A 16,719-nucleotide genomic window follows, 5' to 3' on the forward strand; every position below is an offset into this window, starting at 1 on the left:
TGCTCGTCGGGTCGTCCCGACGAGCACCCCACCCGGCGGCTTTGCCGATGGGTCTCAGCCGACGAGCAGGTCCCAGGTCTCGGCGGCGTAGTCGTCCCAGCTCCGGGGGGCGCGTGCCCGGGCAGCGGCGCTGAGCCGCGCGTGCAGGACGTCGTCGGTCACCAAGGCGCGCATCGCACGGGCGATGGCGTGGTCGTCCCTCGGGTCGACCGTCAGCGCCCCGCCGTCTCGCGCGATCTCGAGCATGCTGCCGAACCCGGACGTGATGGCGGGGGTGCCCACGGCGAGCGACTCGGCGACGGGCAGCCCGAAGCCCTCGTTGAACGAGGGGAAGACCGTGCAGCGCGCGACCCGGTAGGCGGACCAGAGCTGGGCATCGGTGGCCCGGGACCGTGCGTCCACCGGTCGTCCTGCTCGTTGCAGCCCCGCGAGGGCACCCGTGAAGGCCTCGCTGCCCCACGAGTTGCCGCCGATGAAGGAGAGGCTGAACTCGACGCCGTCCCGCCAGAGCGTCTCGGCCGCGTGGAGGATGGCGAGGTGGTTCTTGCGCGGCTCGTGGCTGCCGACGACGAGCACGAGGGGGAGCGACCCGACGAGCATGTCTCGGCGGGCTGCCTCGACGTCCTGGGGGCTCGAGGCAGCTGCCTCGACCGCGAGGGGGACCGAGACGACGTCGGGACCGGACTGGCCGATGGCCTCCAGCATCGAGCGCCACCCTTGGTACTCCGTGCGCGCCGCGTCGGAGATGGCGGCGACCACGTCGAAGTGCCGGACCGCGGCCAGGTTGCCGGCGAAGACCGCGCTGAAGCCGGTCGCGGTGGTCTCGGCCGAGGTCAGCGGGACGCAGTCGAAGCCGATCACTCCCGTGCGGTTGGGGGAGAAGCGGGCGAGGGCGAGGAGTCGAGTGCTCCGCCCGGGTTCGGCGGCGAGCTCTGGCACCGCGTAGGACGCCCGCCACGGGACGACGACGGTGGTCTCGGCGTCGTCGGCGGTGTCGACCGCGGCTCGCTTGAGGGTGATCCGGTCGTGCTCGAGGGGGGTCAGCTCCCGGATCGCCTCGAAGTCTCGGGTCCAGGCGACGGGGGTGCACTCCTGGTCACGCAGCCAGCGTCCGACGGTCTCGCGGGCGACGCGCTGGATGCCGGTGGTGAGCGGCGTCGACACGGTGTGGGCCACGTCGACCAGCACCTCCTCGACGGCGACCCTCACGTGCCACGTGGAGCTCGCTGCCGTCGTCTCTCGGGCCAGGGTCTCCCACAGGGCAGCGGTGTCCTCGAGCTCGCACGCACGGACGGTCTCCAGGACGGTCGTCTCGTCGGGCAGGCGGCCGGTCAGCACGGCGAGCAGGAGCCAGACGTGGCCGTGGTCGTGCAGGTCCGCGACGCCACGCAGGGCTGCAGCGAGGTCGGTCGGACCGGCGAGCTCGCGGCGGGTCGGCCGACCGCCCGCCAACGCGCCGACGACGCTGGGGAGGCGGCGGGACCAGGCGTCGAGGTGCGCGCTCGGGATGCGAGGGGATCGGCGTAGGTTCACAGCCACGTGGCCTCCAGGGCGTCGGCCGTCGAGCTGCTCTCGTCGGGTTCGTCGATGTCGGCAGGGGCGATCAACGCGTCCCAGAGCTCCTCGGCGTAGGTGTCCCAGGTCCGGCTCGCCCGACCGGCCGCGGCGGAGCGAAGCCGGTCGAGCTCCGCGGGCTCGGTGAGAAGGCGCCGCATCGCTGCGGCGATGTCGTGATCGCTCCTCGGGTCCACGGTCACGCAGCCACCTCGCTCGGCGATCTCCTGCTGGCTGCCGAAGTTCGACGTGATGACCGGGGTCCCGCACGCCAGGCTCTCGGACACCGGCAGGCCGTAGCCCTCGTGGAGCGAGACGAAGACGGTGAAGTCGGCGCCGCGCAGCTCTTCCCAGAGCCGCTTCTCGCTGACCCGGCCGATGTCGTGGACGGGGCGCCCCGCGGCGAGGAGTCGGTCCACCACGGGCCGCAGAACCTCGTCGGACCATCCCTGACCGCCGACGAGGCGGACGTCGAAGTCGAGCCCGTCCCGCCAGAGCAGCTCGGCCGCGTGAAGCACGGCTCGCTGGTTCTTGTGCGGCTCACGGCTGCCGATGCACAGCACCGAGGGTCGTGCTCGCGCGGTCCGTCCCTGCCCCTGGGGTGCCGCGGGGGGAGCGTCCTCGGTGAGCAGGACCTCGGTGACGCGGGGGCCGCGCAGGCCCTGGGCGCGGACGGCGCTGGCGAACCCGGCGAACTCGGCGGTCGCCGAGCGGCTGATGCCGGCGACGCGGTGCGCGTACTTGACCACGGTGAGGTACTCGGCGAACGCGAGGGTGTCGCGGGCAGGCCGTGTGTCGGCGCTGGTGATCGGGATCATGTCGTACCCGATGATGCTCAGGGTGTTGCCGCTCGATGCCCCGAGGGCGGCGAGCTGGTCGCTGAAGCCTGGCTTGGGGACGTCGGGCAGGACGACGACGCTTCGCCACGGGACCACGAGGTTCGGCACGAAGCCGCTCTCCGCGTCGGGGTCGGCCCGCCAGGGCTCGCCGTGCTGGAAGACGCGTGCGGACTCCCGGGGACTCAGGGTCCGCAGGGCCGAGGCCTGGTCCGTCCATGCTGACGCGGTGACCCCGTGAGCGGAGGCCCACCGGGGTACCGTCTCGCGGACCACGCGGTGGATGCCGGTGTGGGTGTCGTACCGCGCGCAGTGGTCGACGTCCACGAGGACCCCGTCCTCCACGATCTCGAGGTGCAGCTCGGCGTTGGCGCGGTGGGGCTCGTCCAGGGCGCGGCCGAGGACCCACGACTCGACGTCGTGCAGGGGGGCCACCTCGACGAGGCGGCCGAAAGACCTGACCTCGTCGAGGCGCGGGAACGCTCCTGTGGCCGCTGTCAGGAGCAGCCAACGCAGGTCGGCGCGGTCCGGTGCCGCGCAGGCTGCCACCAGGGGGGGCAGGAGGTACGCGGCGCGTGCGCCAGGGATGCCGTGGGTCTCGACGTCGAGCTCGACGTGCTCGAAGGCGACCCGAGCTGCTTCGCCGAGACGTTGGTCGAGCGCACCGAGGAGTGCTTCTCGGTCGTGGGGGGAAGGGGTCACGAGCGGCCCCGGATCCGATCGATGGTCCGGCGGGCGAGCCGGACGGGCCGCGTGATCCGCCACGAGAGCGTGTTGCGGATGGCGGCGAGCTCGGCGTTGGCGCGGGCGATCGCCTCGAGGTCCGACTGGCGACTCGGCGGGGTGGTGGCCACGCTCGTGCTGAGCGCACCGGCCCACTGGGTCAGCGCCTCGGTGCGCCAGTGGACGACCTGCCCGAGCAGGTCGACGCGGTCCTGGAGGACACGGTGGACGGCTGCCGGCACGTGGGCGTCCAGGACGCACGCGGGGTACGACAACCGCGGCCCGAGGGTCGTCGCGTGCTCGGAGGCCACGTAGAACCGCGACAGCCCGTCGAAGAGGCAGAACTCGTACCCCGCCGCGAGGATGCGGGGCTCCCACTCGGCGTGCGTCTGCACCGAGGAGTTCGGTGCCGTCGACTCGACGACGAGCACCCAGGGCCGGGAGACGGTGAGGTCGATGCTCTGGAGCACCTTGGCCTCGGCCCCTTCGGTGTCGACGACCATGAAGTGGATCGTCTGGTCGAGCCCGCCGTTCTCCTGCAGGACGTCGGACAGCGGTAGCGAGGGGACGGTGCGTTCGACGACCTCGACCCCGGCCTCGCGGTGCTGCTGGCCCACCTCGTCGATGATCGACGAGAGGCCGGTGCCGGGCACCTCGTGCAGCACGATCTCGCCACGGGGGCCGTCCGTCACGACGGCCTGGACGAGCGTGTCGCGAGGGCGCTCGAGACGGTGGGCCTCGGCGAAGGCATGGACGGGCTCGACGGTGATGCCGCTCCAGCCTCGGTCGTAGAAGGCCCTGCTCACGGAGTCGTCCCGAGGGTGGTTCGCCCCCACCTCGAGGTAGCGGCCGTCGGGAACCTGTCCGAGGGCGCGCCACAGGACGACGTCCTCGCGGTTCTGCGAGTAGGAGATGAACGGGGTGTCGGACACCCGGAGATCATAGGCGTCCTCGTGCTCGACACGCCCTTGCGGCCGCCGTCGGCGGGCCTGACCGCACCGCCGGCGGACGGTAGGCTCGCCCCGTTCTCTACTTCTCCGGCACTCGAGGGACCATGCCCCGCGCACTCATCACCGGCATCACCGGCCAGGACGGTCTTTACCTCTCCGAGCTCCTGCTCGCCAAGGGCTACGAGGTCTACGGGCTCATCCGTGGCCAGAACAACCCGAAGTACGAGCTCGTGCAGAGGACCGTCCCGGACGTGAAGCTGCTGACGGGCGACCTCACCGACCTGTCGAGCCTGCTCCGTGCGCTCGAGGTGTCCCAGCCCGACGAGGTGTACAACCTCGGAGCGATCTCCTTCGTCGCGTACTCGTGGGAGAACGCCATGCTGACCTCGGACGTCACGGGCAAGGGTGTCCTGAACGTCCTCGAGGCGGTCCGGCTCTACTCCAAGGACGACCCCACCAAGGTGCGCTTCTACCAGGCGTCCAGCTCGGAGATGTTCGGCAAGGTGCAGGAGGTCCCCCAGCGGGAGTCGACCCTCCTCTGGCCCCGCTCGCCGTACGGGGTGGCCAAGGTCTTCGGCCACTACATGACCATCAACTACCGCGAGTCGTACGGCATGCACGCCTCGTCCGGCATCCTCTTCAACCACGAGTCGCCGCGCCGCGGCCCCGAGTTCGTGACGCGCAAGGTGAGCCAGGCCGTCGCCCGGATCAAGCTGGGGCTGCAGGACGAGATCGTCATGGGCAACCTCGACGCCAAGCGCGACTGGGGATTCGCCGGGGACTACGTCGAGGCGATGTGGCGGATGCTCCAGCAGGACACCGCTGACGACTACGTCGTGGCCACGGGGGAGACGCACTCCATCAAGGAGCTGCTCGACGTCGCCTTCGGTGCCGTCGGCATCGAGGACTGGTCGGGCTACGTCCGCCAGGACCCGCGCTTCATGCGTCCGGCCGAGGTCGAGCTGCTGATCGGTGACCCGGAGAAGGCGCGTACCGTGCTCGGCTGGGAGCCCAAGGTCGGGTTCTCGGAGCTGGTGGCGATGATGGTCGAGAGCGACCTGGCCGAGCAGCGTGCCGCAGGACGCTGACCGGTGACGCGTGTCCTGATCACCGGGATCACGGGTCAGGACGGCGGGTACCTCGCTGAGCAGCTGCTCGACGAGGGCGCCGAGGTCCACGGCCTGGTGCACACCCAGGACGGGACTGCCCGGGCTCTGGCCGACGCGCACCCCCGGCTCCACCTGCACGGTGGGGACCTCGCAGACGCCGAAGGCCTCCGCGCCCTCGTCGCCGGCGTGGAGCCGGACGAGCTCTACAACCTCGGTGGGATCAGCTCCGTCGCCTACTCCTGGGAGCAGCCCGTCCTCACCGCTCAGCTGAGCGGTGTCGCGGTCGCCGTGCTGCTCCAGGCCGCGTGGGAGCTGCAGGAACGCTCGGGGCGTCTGGTGAGGTGCGTGCAGGCGAGCAGCTCGGAGATCTTCGGTCAGGCGGACCGCTCCCCGCAGGACGAGGACACCCCGCTGCGCCCGGTCTCCCCGTACGGCGCGGCGAAGGCCTATGGCCACAGCATCGCCGCGGCCTATCGGGGCAAGGGCTTGCACGCGGCGACGTGCATCCTCTTCAACCATGAGTCCCCACGGCGTCCGGTCACCTTCGTCACCCGCAAGATCACCGCCGCCGCGGCGCGGATCGCGGTCGACGGGAGGGGGACCGTGGAGCTGGGGAACCTCGACGCCCGTCGGGACTGGGGCTGGGCACCGGACTACGTCGACGCGATGGTGCGCGCGGCACGCCACACCGAGGCCGCAGACTTCGTGATCGCCACCGGCCAGACGCACACCGTCGCGGAGTTCGCGGAGGCCGCGCTGCGCCGGGCCGGAGTCGGTGATGACTGGGCGGACCACGTCGAGGTCAACCCCGCCTTCCTTCGTCCGCTGGACGCCGAGGTGATGGTGGGAGACCCCTCCCGAGCGCGCCGTGAGCTCGGATGGACGCCGACCGTGGACTTCGACGAGGTCGTCGGACGCATGGTCGACCACGACCTCGAGCTTCTCCGGGAGGGTGAGTGACCAAGCAGACGGACCGCGACGTCGCATCGGCACGCGCCGGCGTCGTCTCGGTGATCCTCGTCAACTACCGGGGAGCAGAGGACACGATCACCTGCCTTCGGGCGTTCGACGACATCGCGTGGCCGAAGGATCGCCTCGAGCTCATCGTCGTCGACAACGAGTCCGGAGACGGCAGTGCCGATCGCATCCGGACCGAGGTTCCTGGCGTCGTCGTCGTCGAGGCAGGTTCGAACACCGGCTTCGCGGGGGGCTGCAACCTCGGTGCCCAGCACGCGACCGGTGAGCACCTCGCCTTCATCAACAACGACGCACGCCCGGACCAGCGCTGGATCGAGGCGGCCGTCGCCGTCCTCGAGGCTGAGCCTGACGTCGGGGCCGTGGCCTCCAAGGTCCTCGACTGGGAGGGGCGTCTGATCGACTACGTCGACGGCTCCCTGACCTGGTTCGGCATGGGGTACAAGCGCGAGGTCGAGAAGCCCGACACGGGGGCGTGGGAGCGACCCAAGGACGTGCTCTTCGGCACGGGAGCAGCGATGTTCGTGCGCGCAGCCCTCTACCGCGAGGTGGGCGGGTTCGACGAGCGGTTCTTCATGTTCTACGAGGACGTCGATCTCGGGTGGCGACTCAACCTGCTCGGGCACCGCGTGCGGTACGTCCCCGGGTCGGTCGCATACCACCGGCACCACGTGACCATGAAGAAGTTCGGCAACTTCCGCGAGAGCTATCTGCTCGAGCGCAACGCGTTGCTCATGATGTACAAGAACTACGACGACGCATCCCTGGCCCGCGCGCTGCCCGCCGCCATGGCTCTCGCGGTGCGGCGATCCGTGGCCCGCACGGAGCTCGACGCGACGATGCTCGACCTTCAGCGCTCGCCGGGCGGTGACGAGGTCGGGTCGGTCGAGGTCCCCAAGATGGCACTCACGGGCCCGCTCGCGATCGACTACTTCGTCGAGCAGCTGCCCTCCCTCCTCGAGTCGCGACGCGATCTGCAGGCCCGTCGGCGCCGCTCGGACCGGGACCTGTTCCCGCTGTTCCGCGAAGCCATCGAGCCGGCCTACGGGATGCCCGCGTACCTCTCCGCGCACGACTCCTTGGTCGAGGCGTTCGCCATCGCCGAGCACCTCACGGCTCGGCACCGCATCCTGGTCGTCACGGGCGAGCCGCTGCTCGAGCGGATGGCCGGGCCGGCGATCCGCGCGTGGGAGATCGCCAAGGCGCTCGCCTCGGAGCACGAGGTCAGGCTCGTCTCGACGGCGGGCGCCCGGCGTACGAGCCCCGACTTCGAGGTCGAGTACGCGGCCGGAACCGGCCTGCGCGAGCCCACCGACTGGGCTGACGTGATCATCTTCCAGGGCTTCCTCCTGGAGACGTCCCTGTGGTTGAAGGGGAGCGGCAAGGTGATCGTCGCGGACGTCTACGACCCGATGCATCTCGAACAGCTCGAGCAGGCGCGTGACCTCGGTGAAGAGGGCCGCGCGCACGCCGTCGAGGTCACGACCCACGCCCTCAACGAACAGCTGCGTCGGGCTGACTTCCTCATGTGCGCATCGAGCAAGCAGCGCGACTTCTGGCTCGGTCAGCTCGCCGGCCAGGGACGAGTGAGCCCTGCCGTCTACGACGAGAACCAGAACCTGGACAACCTGCTCTCGGTCGTCCCCTTCGGGATCCCCGACGAGGCACCGCAGCAGGCCAGGCACGCGATCAAGGGTGCGATCCCGGGCATCGGGCCGCAGGACAAGGTCATCCTGTGGGGTGGAGGCATCTACAACTGGTTCGACCCGCTCACGCTGATCCGCGCGGTCGACCGGCTCAAGGACCGTCACCCCGAGGTCCGGCTCTTCTTCCTCGGCCTCAAGCACCCCAACCCCGGGGTGCCGGCGATGACCGTCGCGTGGCGGACGCGGGAGCTCGCAGAGGAGCTCGGGCTCACGGGCCGGCACGTCTTCTTCAACGAGGGATGGGTGCCCTACGAGGAGCGAGCGGACTACCTCCTCGATGCCGACGTCGGCGTCTCGACCCACTTCCAGCACATCGAGACGGAGTTCAGCTTCCGCACCCGGATCCTCGACTACCTGTGGGCCTCGTTGCCGATCGTCGCGACGGACGGCGACACCTTCGGGGGCCTCATCAAGGAGCGCGGTCTGGGGCACGCGGTGCCGGCCGAGGACGTCGAGGCGCTGGAGAGCGCGCTCGAAGAGCTGCTCTTCGACGAGGAGGCCGCGGAGCGTGCCCGGACGGCGGTCCGTGAGGTCGCCGAGGAGTACCGCTGGTCGAACGCCTTGCAGCCTCTGGTCGAGTTCTGTCGGCACCCACGCCGGGCCCTCGACCTCGCCGTGCCTGCTGCTGCCTCTGAGGCACGGGCGCCGCGACGGCGTCCGCGCCCGTCGGTCAAGGCGGACCTTGCGTTGGCGAAGGACTACCTGCGTGCCGGGGGTGTCACCGAGGTGGCGCGTCGTGCGTCGGGGCGGGCCCGTCGGGTGCTCGGTCGGGGCTGAGCCTTTTCCAAGGTTGACGGGCTGTCAGGCTCTCCCGAGGGGGAGCCGGCGCACGGCTCGTCGCACCACATCGGTCAGCGCGGCAGCGCGGACGGTCCTGCGCCGGGCGCGACGGTGCGGGGCTGAGAGCGCGAGGGCCTCGAGGACCCTGCGCCCAGCGGCCTCGGGGGAGTGCAGGGCAGCGATGTCCTGGGCGGCCTGCGCTCCCTTCTTCAGGGCGTTCGAGGGGTGCTCGATGACGTCCTTCATGGCGGCAGCCGCCGCGTCGAGGTCGGGTTCTGCCCACACCCCGCCGGGTGGGTAGGGCGCGGCGTCCTCGGGGATGGCAGCGTCCGCGAACGGGACCAGGTAGCTGTTGCTCTCGGACATGAAGTCGAGGTTGCCGCTGTACGCCGTCGCGATGACCGGCTTGCCCCATGCCATGGCCTCAGCGATGGTGAGCCCCAGGCCCTCGGCGCGATGCAGCGACACGTAGGCGTCGCAGTGCGCGACCAGGGCATCTCGTGCTGCGGCGTCGAGGTAGTCCTCCAGGAGCACCACTCGCGGGGACGCGGCGGCTCGCAGGCGAAGTCGCTCGGCCTCGGCGGGTCGGCGGTCGGCGTTGATCGACTTGATGACCAGGTGCGGTTCCCCGTCCACGCCGAAGGCGCGCTCGAAGGCATCGATCAGACCGAGCGGGTTCTTCCGCTCGACGGTGCTGAGGTAGTCGAACGAGAAGAGGAACAGGGGACCGGCGGGGAGCCCGAGGTCCTCACGTGACAGCACGGGATCCTCGCCCCGCTGAGGCAGCGGGGGAAGCACGGTGCGTACCGGTACCGGTGAGTGCGGCTCGATGGCTCTGCGGATGAACTCCGTCGCGACCCACACCTCGTCCAGGTGGTCGAAGCCGACGTGCTGGTCCGCGGGGAACTCCTCGACCTCCCAGTACCACATCCCGATCCGGTAGGTCTGGGAGAAGAGGGAGGGCATCGAGGCGGCGACCGACGGCGTGAGGTCGGCGTTGACGCAGATCAAGCTCGTGTCGCGCGTGGGGCCAGCATCCCCGCTGGCGTAGCTCGCGCCCTGACGGCTGGAGGCGTGACGGGCGACCGGGACCGTTCTCGTCGGCACAGCCGCAGACTGGAGGGCGTTGAGCATCTGGCGTGCTGACTCGCCGACCCCGAGCTCGCCTCGGAGGAAGCCGATGACGTTGACCCCGCGCGTGCTGGGCCCCGTGCGGGCCGAGGGAGAGGGTGTCGCCCCTGGTGCGCGGGAGTGGCGGTCGAGGGCGCCGTCCAGCAGAGCCGCCGAGTAGGCGGCCTCGCTGCGGCCGTGGTCCGCGACCCAGCGCATCAGGGCATCGGTGTGCTCGCCAGGGACGCCGGGGAACCGGTCCTGGAGGTCCTGTCGTCCTGCGTAGATCGCGGCCACGTAGCGGGCGGGCTCGCCGGCCGGGCCTGGCTCGAGGAGCCAGTCTGCGACATCTTGCGCGGCTTCCTCGCAGAACGGGTCAGGCGGTGCCGGAGCGCCTCTGTCGTGGGCGAGGCACGCGTCGCGATAGACGATCCGGAGCGCAGGGTCGACCTCGTCCCCTGTCGCGAGCACGGTCATGTCCCACGTCGGAGTCGGCCGCATCTCGTGAAGCTCCACGAGCCGGGAAGCGGCACGTGCGACGACTCCCGCCAGGGCCGGATGCTCGCTCAGGCGCCCACGAGGGTTGCCGTGCGGCACGCTGTCGAGCAGCCACGGCAGGTGGTGGTCGAAGGCGGTGAGGTCGATGCCCACCACCTGCCTGCCATCGACCGTGATGCCGTGTTCGTCCACCGTCAACGCCTGGTCGGAGGTGAGCGACCAGGCTGAGACGAGACCTTCCTGGACACCCAAGGTCTGGTGAGAGACACGAGCGGCCGCGACGTCGAGCCAGCGTGCGTCGTCAGCCTCATCTGAGTCAGTGGGAAGCCAGAGGGGACGGGCGACGCATGCCTTCCAGAGCGCAAGGAGGGATGAGGTGTCTGGGGCTGCAAGAAGGGCGGCGGAGTAGGCGCCGCGGCGAGCTGCGTCGTGGACCTGCGGCCACAGGTCGTCGCCGGTGACGTCCGGGACGCGCGAGCAGAGGACGGGCTGCGTCAGGTCGTCGACGAGAGCTGCAGGTCTGCCGACGAGGAGGGCGCCTGGCCGCAACGCGATGACGGGACCCTTGGTGGGGGCCACGTGCTCGAGCAGTGCTGGATACGTGCGGCGTGCGAGCACAGCGGGACCGGAGGTCAACGCTGCCAGGTGCAGGTGCCGCTGGTCGATCCCGACGTCGGTGGGGGCGAGCACGGTGCAGCCATCCGCTAGCGGGAAGGTGCCGTCGAGGTCGAGGACGATCACGTGGGCGCCTGGCAGAGCCCGACGGGCGTGCTCGACGGCGAGTGCCGCGAGGGCGGCAGCCCGCTGGTGGCTGACGAGGATCACGGAGGGAACGGCGCGCATCCTCCTCCTTCCGTCGAGTGCTCGGTCTGCTGTCTCCGTGGGGATGTCCGCAGCTTGGAGAAATCTAGCCTGTCGCCGTGCGCACGACGCCGCCTCTGCGGCGACGGAGGTTCGCTCCTCACGGTGCGTGCGAGCGAAGGTCCCGGGCGGCCGTGCCGACATCTCACGTGGCTGGGTGACTACCATGGTCGCGCGACCCGTCCCGAGAAGCCTCGGCCCCGCGGATCGGCGTTCAGCCCGACAGTCGACAGGACATCCATTGAAGGTCTTCATCCAGGTCCCCTGCCTCAACGAGGAGGAGACGCTTCCCGCGGTCCTCGAGTCGATCCCCACCCAGATCGACGGCGTGGACGAGATCGAGATCCTCGTCATCGACGACGGCTCGACCGATCGGACCCTCGAGGTCGCTCGCGCCCACGGGGTCACGCACTTCGTGCACCACACGAGGAACATGGGGTTGGCGCGGTCCTTCCGGGACGGCGTCGACTACGCGTTGAGCCACGGGGCTGACGTCGTGGTCAACACCGACGGGGACAACCAGTACCCGCAGAACCGCATCGGGGACCTGGTCCAGCCGATCCTCGCGGGGACGGCCGACATCGTGATCGCCGACCGCCAGACGCACACGATCGAGCACTTCTCGCCGTTTAAGAAGATCATGCAGCGCTTCGGCAGCTACATCGTCAACCGCGCGGCCAGCACCGAGCTGCCCGACGCCGCGAGCGGCTTCCGCGCCTACTCGCGAGCCTCGCTGTTCCACCTGAACGTCGTCACGCAGTTCAGCTACTGCATGGAGACGATCATCCAGGCCGGCAACAAGCGCCTGCGGATCGAGAGCGTGCCGGTCGAGACGAACGCGAAGACGCGCGAGTCCAGGCTGTTCAAGAACATCTTCCACCACATGGCGAAGTCCGGTTCTGCGATCACCCGCAGCTACCTGATGTTCAAGCCGTACGTCATCTTCACGACCCTCACGATCCTGTTCGGCGTGCTTGCGGCAACTCCTCTGGTCCGGTTCCTGTTCATCTGGCTCACCGGGGGCGACACGTCGGGCAACGTCCAGTCGCTGATCTTCGGCGCCATCATGGCGGTCGCGGCCCTGCTCTCCCTCGCGCTCGGGGTGCTCTCAGACCTGCAACGCACCAACAGGGTGCTCCTCGAGGACCAGCTCGAGAGGATCAAGGCGATCCAGTACCAGCGCTGACCAGCGTCAGCGCAGCAGTCGCCCGACCTCACGGCGCGAGACCTGGGCCCCCCGCCACGTCCTGCGGCGTTCGCGCAGCGTGCGGGGGAGGCGGCGTGTGGCGTGCCAGAGTCCCCGGCAGCGGGCCCGACGGACGGCGGGAGTCTCCCTGCGCACCACGGCTGCCACGAGGCCCAGGACCTGGCGAGCCGTCGAGCGGAGCACCAGACCGAGGGGAGCGTGCCGCCCGAGGACGATGAGCGAGTTCCGGGTGTTGTAGTAGCGGAACACCGGGCTGCCCGTCCCGGAGCTCGCGGCGTGACGGTGCACGGCGACCGCGCCCGACTCATACCGTACGGTCCAGCCCGCGGCCCTCAGGCGGAGGGACAGGTCGGTGTCCTCGTAGTAGAGGAAGAGGTCCGGGTCGAAGCCGCCGACCTGGTCCAGCGCCGCCCGTCGAAGGACTGCCGCACCCCCGCAGAAGCCAAGGACGTCGGGCCCCCCGGTCTCCTGGCCGTCGGTGACGAGCCAGTCGCGGTCGAGGCCGGAACCTTCTCGGCTCAGGACGTTCCCCGTCGAGTTCACGAGCAGCACCGCCTCCGGCGAGGAGGAGGGCAGAGCAACCCTGCCCTCGTGGCGGTAGGCCCCGTGCGGCAGGGGCCCGCCGTCGTCCGGGACCAGGAGGTACCTGCCGGCGAGGAGGATCTTCGCGGTGACGGCGGCCACGCGCTGAGCACCCGGTGCGCGGAGCGCGTCGGCCATCCGCTGCAAGGCGTCGGGAGCCAGCGTCGCATCGTTGTTCAGCAGGAGGAGCAGGTCGCCGTCGTAGCCCTTGCAGCCCACCGCCGCACCGCCGGCGAACCCCAGGTTGCTGCCGTTCCGGGTGACCTGCACCTGCGGGTAGCGATCGCGGAGCAGCTCGGTGGTGCCGTCGTCGGAGGCGTTGTCGACGACGAGGACCTCCAGCTCGACGTCGCTGACCTGCGCGAGCAGCGAGTCCAGGCACGGCGGGAGCATGTCGGCGCCGTTCCAGGTGACCACCACGGCCCTGGCGGACGTGGGCCTCACCGTCGTCCACCCGAGGTGAGCGTTCGCTCGACGGCGTCACGGTAGGCCGCGACGTGGGCGGTGGCGCTCCTGGCCCAGCTGTACCGGGCTGCGTTCGCCAGGGCGTTGACCGCGAGCTCACCGTGCTTGGCCCCAGCAGCCGCGCGCATCGCCTCAGCCAGCTCTCGCGTCGAGCGCGGATCCACGAGCAGGGCGCCGTCGCCCACGACCTCAGCCATCGAGGTCCCGGACGAGGTGACCACGGGTACCCCGTGCGCCATCGCCTCCAGCACCGGCATCCCGAACCCCTCCCACGTCGAGGGGAAGCAGAAGGCACGCGCACCGGCATAGGCCACATGCAGGTCGTGGTGGCTCAGCCGACCCAGGAGGTGCACGCGCCCTCCGAGCTGCTCGGCGTGGGCGGCCACGCGGGCGGCGACGTCCCCCCAGCCCAGCGGACCGACGAGCACGAGGTCGAGGCCGGGGTCGTCCTCGGCGAGCAGCTGTTCGAACGCGCTGACGAGGGCCTCGAGGTTCTTGCGCGGCTCGAGGGTCCCGCACCACAGCAGGTAGGGGCGGGCGAGACCGTGCTCCCGGCGGAACCCCTCCACGTCGTGCTCGCCGATCAGGGGCACTCGCACCCCGTGGTGGATGACGTGGATCCGTGCCTCGTCGATGCCGTGCGCGACGCAGTCCCTGGCCGTGACCGCAGAGGGGACGACGACCACGTCGGCCTCGGCACGAACGATCGTGAGGGCGCGCCGGAAGAACGCGTTGCCTCGACGGGTGAAGTGGCTCGGGTCACGGAGGAAGGCGAGATCGTGCACGGTGACCACCAGGGGCGCTGTGCGGGGCGGGACGGCCCACGTCGTCGCGTGCAGCACCCGGTCCTGCTGCGCGGCGACCAGGGCCCGGTTCTTGCCTCGAGGACGGAACCGGTTCCACGCCTCGTACTGCACGGGCCGGGGAAGGCGACCGTGCCTCACCAGCACCTCGTGCGGGAGGCCGGTCAACGGCTGATCTCGTCGGGCCGCGACCCCGAGCAGGGATACCTCCTGATCCTTCGCCAGCTGCGCCGCGAGCTCGGTGATGTACGTCCCCGAGCCGCCCGGAGCGGGCTGGGCGAGCTGCTCGACGGTCATCTCGATCCGCAGCTGTTCACGAGAGGTCGACACGCTCAGAGCCTAAGGGGGTTCCTCAGGATCGGTGGTCCTCGTCCGATACTGAGCGTGGGTCTCTGCTCGGCGGCCTGGGAGACGCGACGGAGGCCCGGCGACGATGCGGGACGAGACCCACCAGACGGCGAGACGCCCGGCAGCGCTTCGAGGGGTGCTCGCCGGAGTGCTGACGGCGGTCGTCGGGGTGTCCACCGGGATCACGGCGCACGCGGCCGACGGCGGCCAGAGCGTCGTGACCGTCGACGGTACTGCGTGGACGGTATTCGTCGACGCGCCCCACCCCCACCGGGAGGGACCCGAGCCCGACCACGCAGATCACGCAGATCACGCCAGCGACTCGCAGACCGTCGTCGTGCTCGAGGTGGACGACCAGCTGTACGAGCTCGCGGCTGGCTCCCCCTTGGAGGAGCTGCCCTCGGGGAGCGAGGTCACGCTGACCCTCGAGCTCGACCCGGGCGAGGACGAGCTCGACGCGCTGGAGGCCTTGGGTGACGGGAGCAGCGCCGAGGCGAGCCCTCTCGTGGACGTGGTCGTGGCCGGTGGCCCCGCGTCGGGGCCCGGAACCGACCAGGACGTCGCGACGGCCGAGGTGACGGGGTCCAGGACCCTGACCGTGCTGCCGGTCCACTTCGGGACGCCGGACCCTGCCGCGACCCAGGCCAAGCTCGGCGAGCTCGCGTCCAGCACGGCAACCTACTGGCGGGCGCAGTCCGGCGGGCAGCTGAGCCTCCAGACCTCGGTGCGCGGCTGGCAGGACATCGGACCGGTGCAGGGCTGCGACTACCTGACCATCATGAGCAAGGCCCGCGCCGCCCACGGAGTCTCAGCCGAGCCGCGCCATCACGTGGTGGTGTACTTCCCCGAGCGAACCAGTTGCGGCTGGGCCGGTCTGGGCTCTGTGGGGGGCTCCCTCATGTGGGTGAACGGGTTGCTCTCCGCCGACGTCTTCGCGCACGAGTTCGGGCACAACCTCGGCCTGGGGCACGCCAACACCGCTACGTGCACCAGCGGCGGCCGCCGGGTCCCGCTGGTCCGGGCGAGCTCCTTCTCCTCGGCCTGCGTGGTGCGCGAGTACGCCGACCTCGCCGACGTGATGGGCGCGGCGTTCGTCAACCGTCCGACCGGCAACCTCAGCACGGGCTTGGCCGACCACCTCGGCTATGCGCAGGTCAGGCGCGTCAGCGCCACCTCGGGCGTTCCTGTCACCGTCGACCTGGCTCCGCTCGCCAGCACGTCTGCGCTCCGCGCGCTCTCGATCGACGTCCCCGCAGGGCGGCTGTACGTGAGCTTTCGCCCTGCCGCGGGTCGAGACGTCCGCGTGCCGGAGTGGGCCGGGGTGCAGGTACACCTGCGCAGACCCGACCGGATCGGCGCCCCCGAGACGGTCCTCCTCGACATGCAGCCCACGAGCTCCTTCGCGTTCTCGTCGGCGAACCTTCCGCAGGGCGGGACGTGGACGATCCCGGACACCGACCTGGCGCTCACGGTCGCCAGGACGGGCACCGTCGCACGGGTGACCGTGGGGCCGGCCGTCGGGGATCCTGCGATCGAGCGCTACGTCACCACGGTCTATCTCGATCTCTTCGGTCGCGGCCCTGACGCGCGCGGCCTCGCCACCTGGACCTCCGCCCTGCAGTCGGGTGCCCCTCGCGCGGGCGTGGCCAACTCGATCACGGGATCGAACGAGTACCGCGGTCGACTCATCCGCGAGTCCTACCGCCAGTTCCTGGGCCGGGAGGCGGATCCGCACGGGCTCGCCTCCTGGCTCCGCGCGATGCGGCGCGGGGGGACGATCCAGCAGATGGAGGCGGGGTTCCTCGCCTCGAACGAGTACTACGTGAAGGCCGGAGGGTCCTCTGCGGGGTGGATCCGAGAGCTCTACGGCGACGTCTTGGGCCGGACACCCACCACGAGCGAGGTCCGCAGCTGGCAGGCGCGCCTGGGGTCGGGGTCGAGCCGCCGGTCCGTCGCGATGGGATTCCTGCTGTCCACCGAGTACCTGTCGACCGTGGTCGAGGGGCACTACCAGCACCTTCTCGGGCGGGGCCTCGACACCACGGGGCGACGCACCTGGGTGAGCAAGATCCAACGGGGAACTCGCACCGAGGCCGTCATCGCGGGGATCGTCGCCAGCAACGAGTACTACCGCAAGGCGTGACGGGGTCCCGCGGCGGCGAGCTGCGGCGCGGGTAGACTCGCTCGCGGCCAGGACCCGTGCGTGCACGGG

The 16,719-nt window shown here is 70.7% G+C and carries 11 protein-coding genes; 5 read left to right on the top strand and 6 right to left on the bottom strand.

Translation table 11 applies throughout. From position 1 onward, the window contains the following. Window positions 1–54: 54 nt before the first annotated feature. Genes L0B03_RS19440 through L0B03_RS00055 form a run of 3 tightly spaced genes read right to left on the bottom strand, consistent with a single transcriptional unit; the run spans window position 55 to window position 4,045 of the window. Window positions 55–1,539: a glycosyltransferase gene (locus tag L0B03_RS19440; protein WP_250442496.1), complete on the bottom strand. Its 1,485-nt coding sequence runs from the start codon at window positions 1,537–1,539 to the stop codon at window positions 55–57. Then, complete coding sequence (locus tag L0B03_RS19445; protein WP_250442498.1) at window positions 1,530–3,092, bottom strand: glycosyltransferase family 1 protein; 1,563 nt, start codon at window positions 3,090–3,092, stop codon at window positions 1,530–1,532. Before L0B03_RS19445 ends, L0B03_RS19440 begins: the two co-directional genes overlap by 10 nt. Beyond that, window positions 3,089–4,045, bottom strand: coding sequence for an FkbM family methyltransferase (locus L0B03_RS00055; protein ID WP_250442500.1), 957 nt, complete (start codon window positions 4,043–4,045; stop codon window positions 3,089–3,091). Before L0B03_RS00055 ends, L0B03_RS19445 begins: the two co-directional genes overlap by 4 nt. A 122-nt stretch (window positions 4,046–4,167) precedes the next feature. Here L0B03_RS00055 and L0B03_RS00060 point away from each other — a divergent pair, with 122 nt between their 5' ends. The 3 genes from L0B03_RS00060 to L0B03_RS19450 are packed head-to-tail and all read left to right on the top strand — an operon-like array spanning window position 4,168 to window position 8,630. Continuing rightward, window positions 4,168–5,151, top strand: a complete 984-nt coding sequence (locus tag L0B03_RS00060; RefSeq protein WP_250442502.1) for a GDP-mannose 4,6-dehydratase — start codon at window positions 4,168–4,170, stop codon at window positions 5,149–5,151. A gap of 3 nt (window positions 5,152–5,154) precedes the next feature. Next, window positions 5,155–6,132 (top strand): GDP-mannose 4,6-dehydratase, encoded by a 978-nt coding sequence (locus tag L0B03_RS00065; RefSeq protein WP_250442504.1) that lies wholly within the window; start codon window positions 5,155–5,157, stop codon window positions 6,130–6,132. Further along, entirely contained in the window at window positions 6,129–8,630 is a 2,502-nt protein-coding gene (locus tag L0B03_RS19450; RefSeq protein WP_250442507.1) for a glycosyltransferase, read from the top strand. The genes L0B03_RS00065 and L0B03_RS19450 overlap by 4 nt, the downstream gene beginning before the upstream one ends. 24 nt (window positions 8,631–8,654) lie before the next feature. On the opposite strand, the gene L0B03_RS00075 is transcribed toward L0B03_RS19450, so the two are convergent. Then, on the bottom strand, window positions 8,655–11,084 hold the full coding sequence (locus L0B03_RS00075) for a glycosyltransferase (RefSeq protein WP_250442509.1): 2,430 nt from the start codon (window positions 11,082–11,084) through the stop codon (window positions 8,655–8,657). A gap of 259 nt (window positions 11,085–11,343) precedes the next feature. Between L0B03_RS00075 and L0B03_RS00080 the strand changes: the two genes are divergently transcribed. After that, on the top strand, window positions 11,344–12,288 hold the full coding sequence (locus L0B03_RS00080; protein WP_250442511.1) for a glycosyltransferase family 2 protein: 945 nt from the start codon (window positions 11,344–11,346) through the stop codon (window positions 12,286–12,288). Between the two features lie 6 nt (window positions 12,289–12,294). Here the strand turns inward: L0B03_RS00080 and L0B03_RS19455 are convergent, their stop codons facing one another. Together L0B03_RS19455 and L0B03_RS00090 are read right to left on the bottom strand one after the other, a co-directional pair. Beyond that, window positions 12,295–13,335 carry a glycosyltransferase family 2 protein gene (locus tag L0B03_RS19455; RefSeq protein ID WP_250442513.1) on the bottom strand — a complete coding sequence of 347 codons (1,041 nt, stop codon included), beginning with the start codon at window positions 13,333–13,335 and terminating at the stop codon, window positions 12,295–12,297. After that, complete coding sequence (locus L0B03_RS00090) at window positions 13,332–14,489, bottom strand: glycosyltransferase family 1 protein (protein ID WP_250442515.1); 1,158 nt, start codon at window positions 14,487–14,489, stop codon at window positions 13,332–13,334. Before L0B03_RS00090 ends, L0B03_RS19455 begins: the two co-directional genes overlap by 4 nt. 103 nt (window positions 14,490–14,592) lie before the next feature. On the opposite strand from L0B03_RS00090, the gene L0B03_RS00095 reads away from it, so the two are divergent. Continuing rightward, a complete protein-coding gene (locus tag L0B03_RS00095; RefSeq protein ID WP_250442517.1) occupies window positions 14,593–16,650 on the top strand; it encodes a DUF4214 domain-containing protein in 2,058 nt (685 codons plus the stop codon). The last annotated feature ends 69 nt before the right edge of the window (window positions 16,651–16,719 follow it).

Origin of the sequence: Actinotalea sp. C106 (assembly GCF_023630195.1) — a bacterium.
Taxonomy (GTDB): Bacteria; Actinomycetota; Actinomycetes; order Actinomycetales; family Cellulomonadaceae; genus Actinotalea.

What these genes read in the sequence shown, in the direction of transcription:
- L0B03_RS00095 (WP_250442517.1), top strand. Translation starts at nt 14,593, where the DNA reads ATGCGGGACGAGACCCACCAGACGGCGAGACGCCCGGCAGCGCTTCGA.
- L0B03_RS00060 (WP_250442502.1), top strand. Translation starts at nt 4,168, where the DNA reads ATGCCCCGCGCACTCATCACCGGCATCACCGGCCAGGACGGTCTTTAC.
- L0B03_RS00075 (WP_250442509.1), bottom strand. Translation starts at nt 11,084, where the DNA reads ATGCGCGCCGTTCCCTCCGTGATCCTCGTCAGCCACCAGCGGGCTGCC.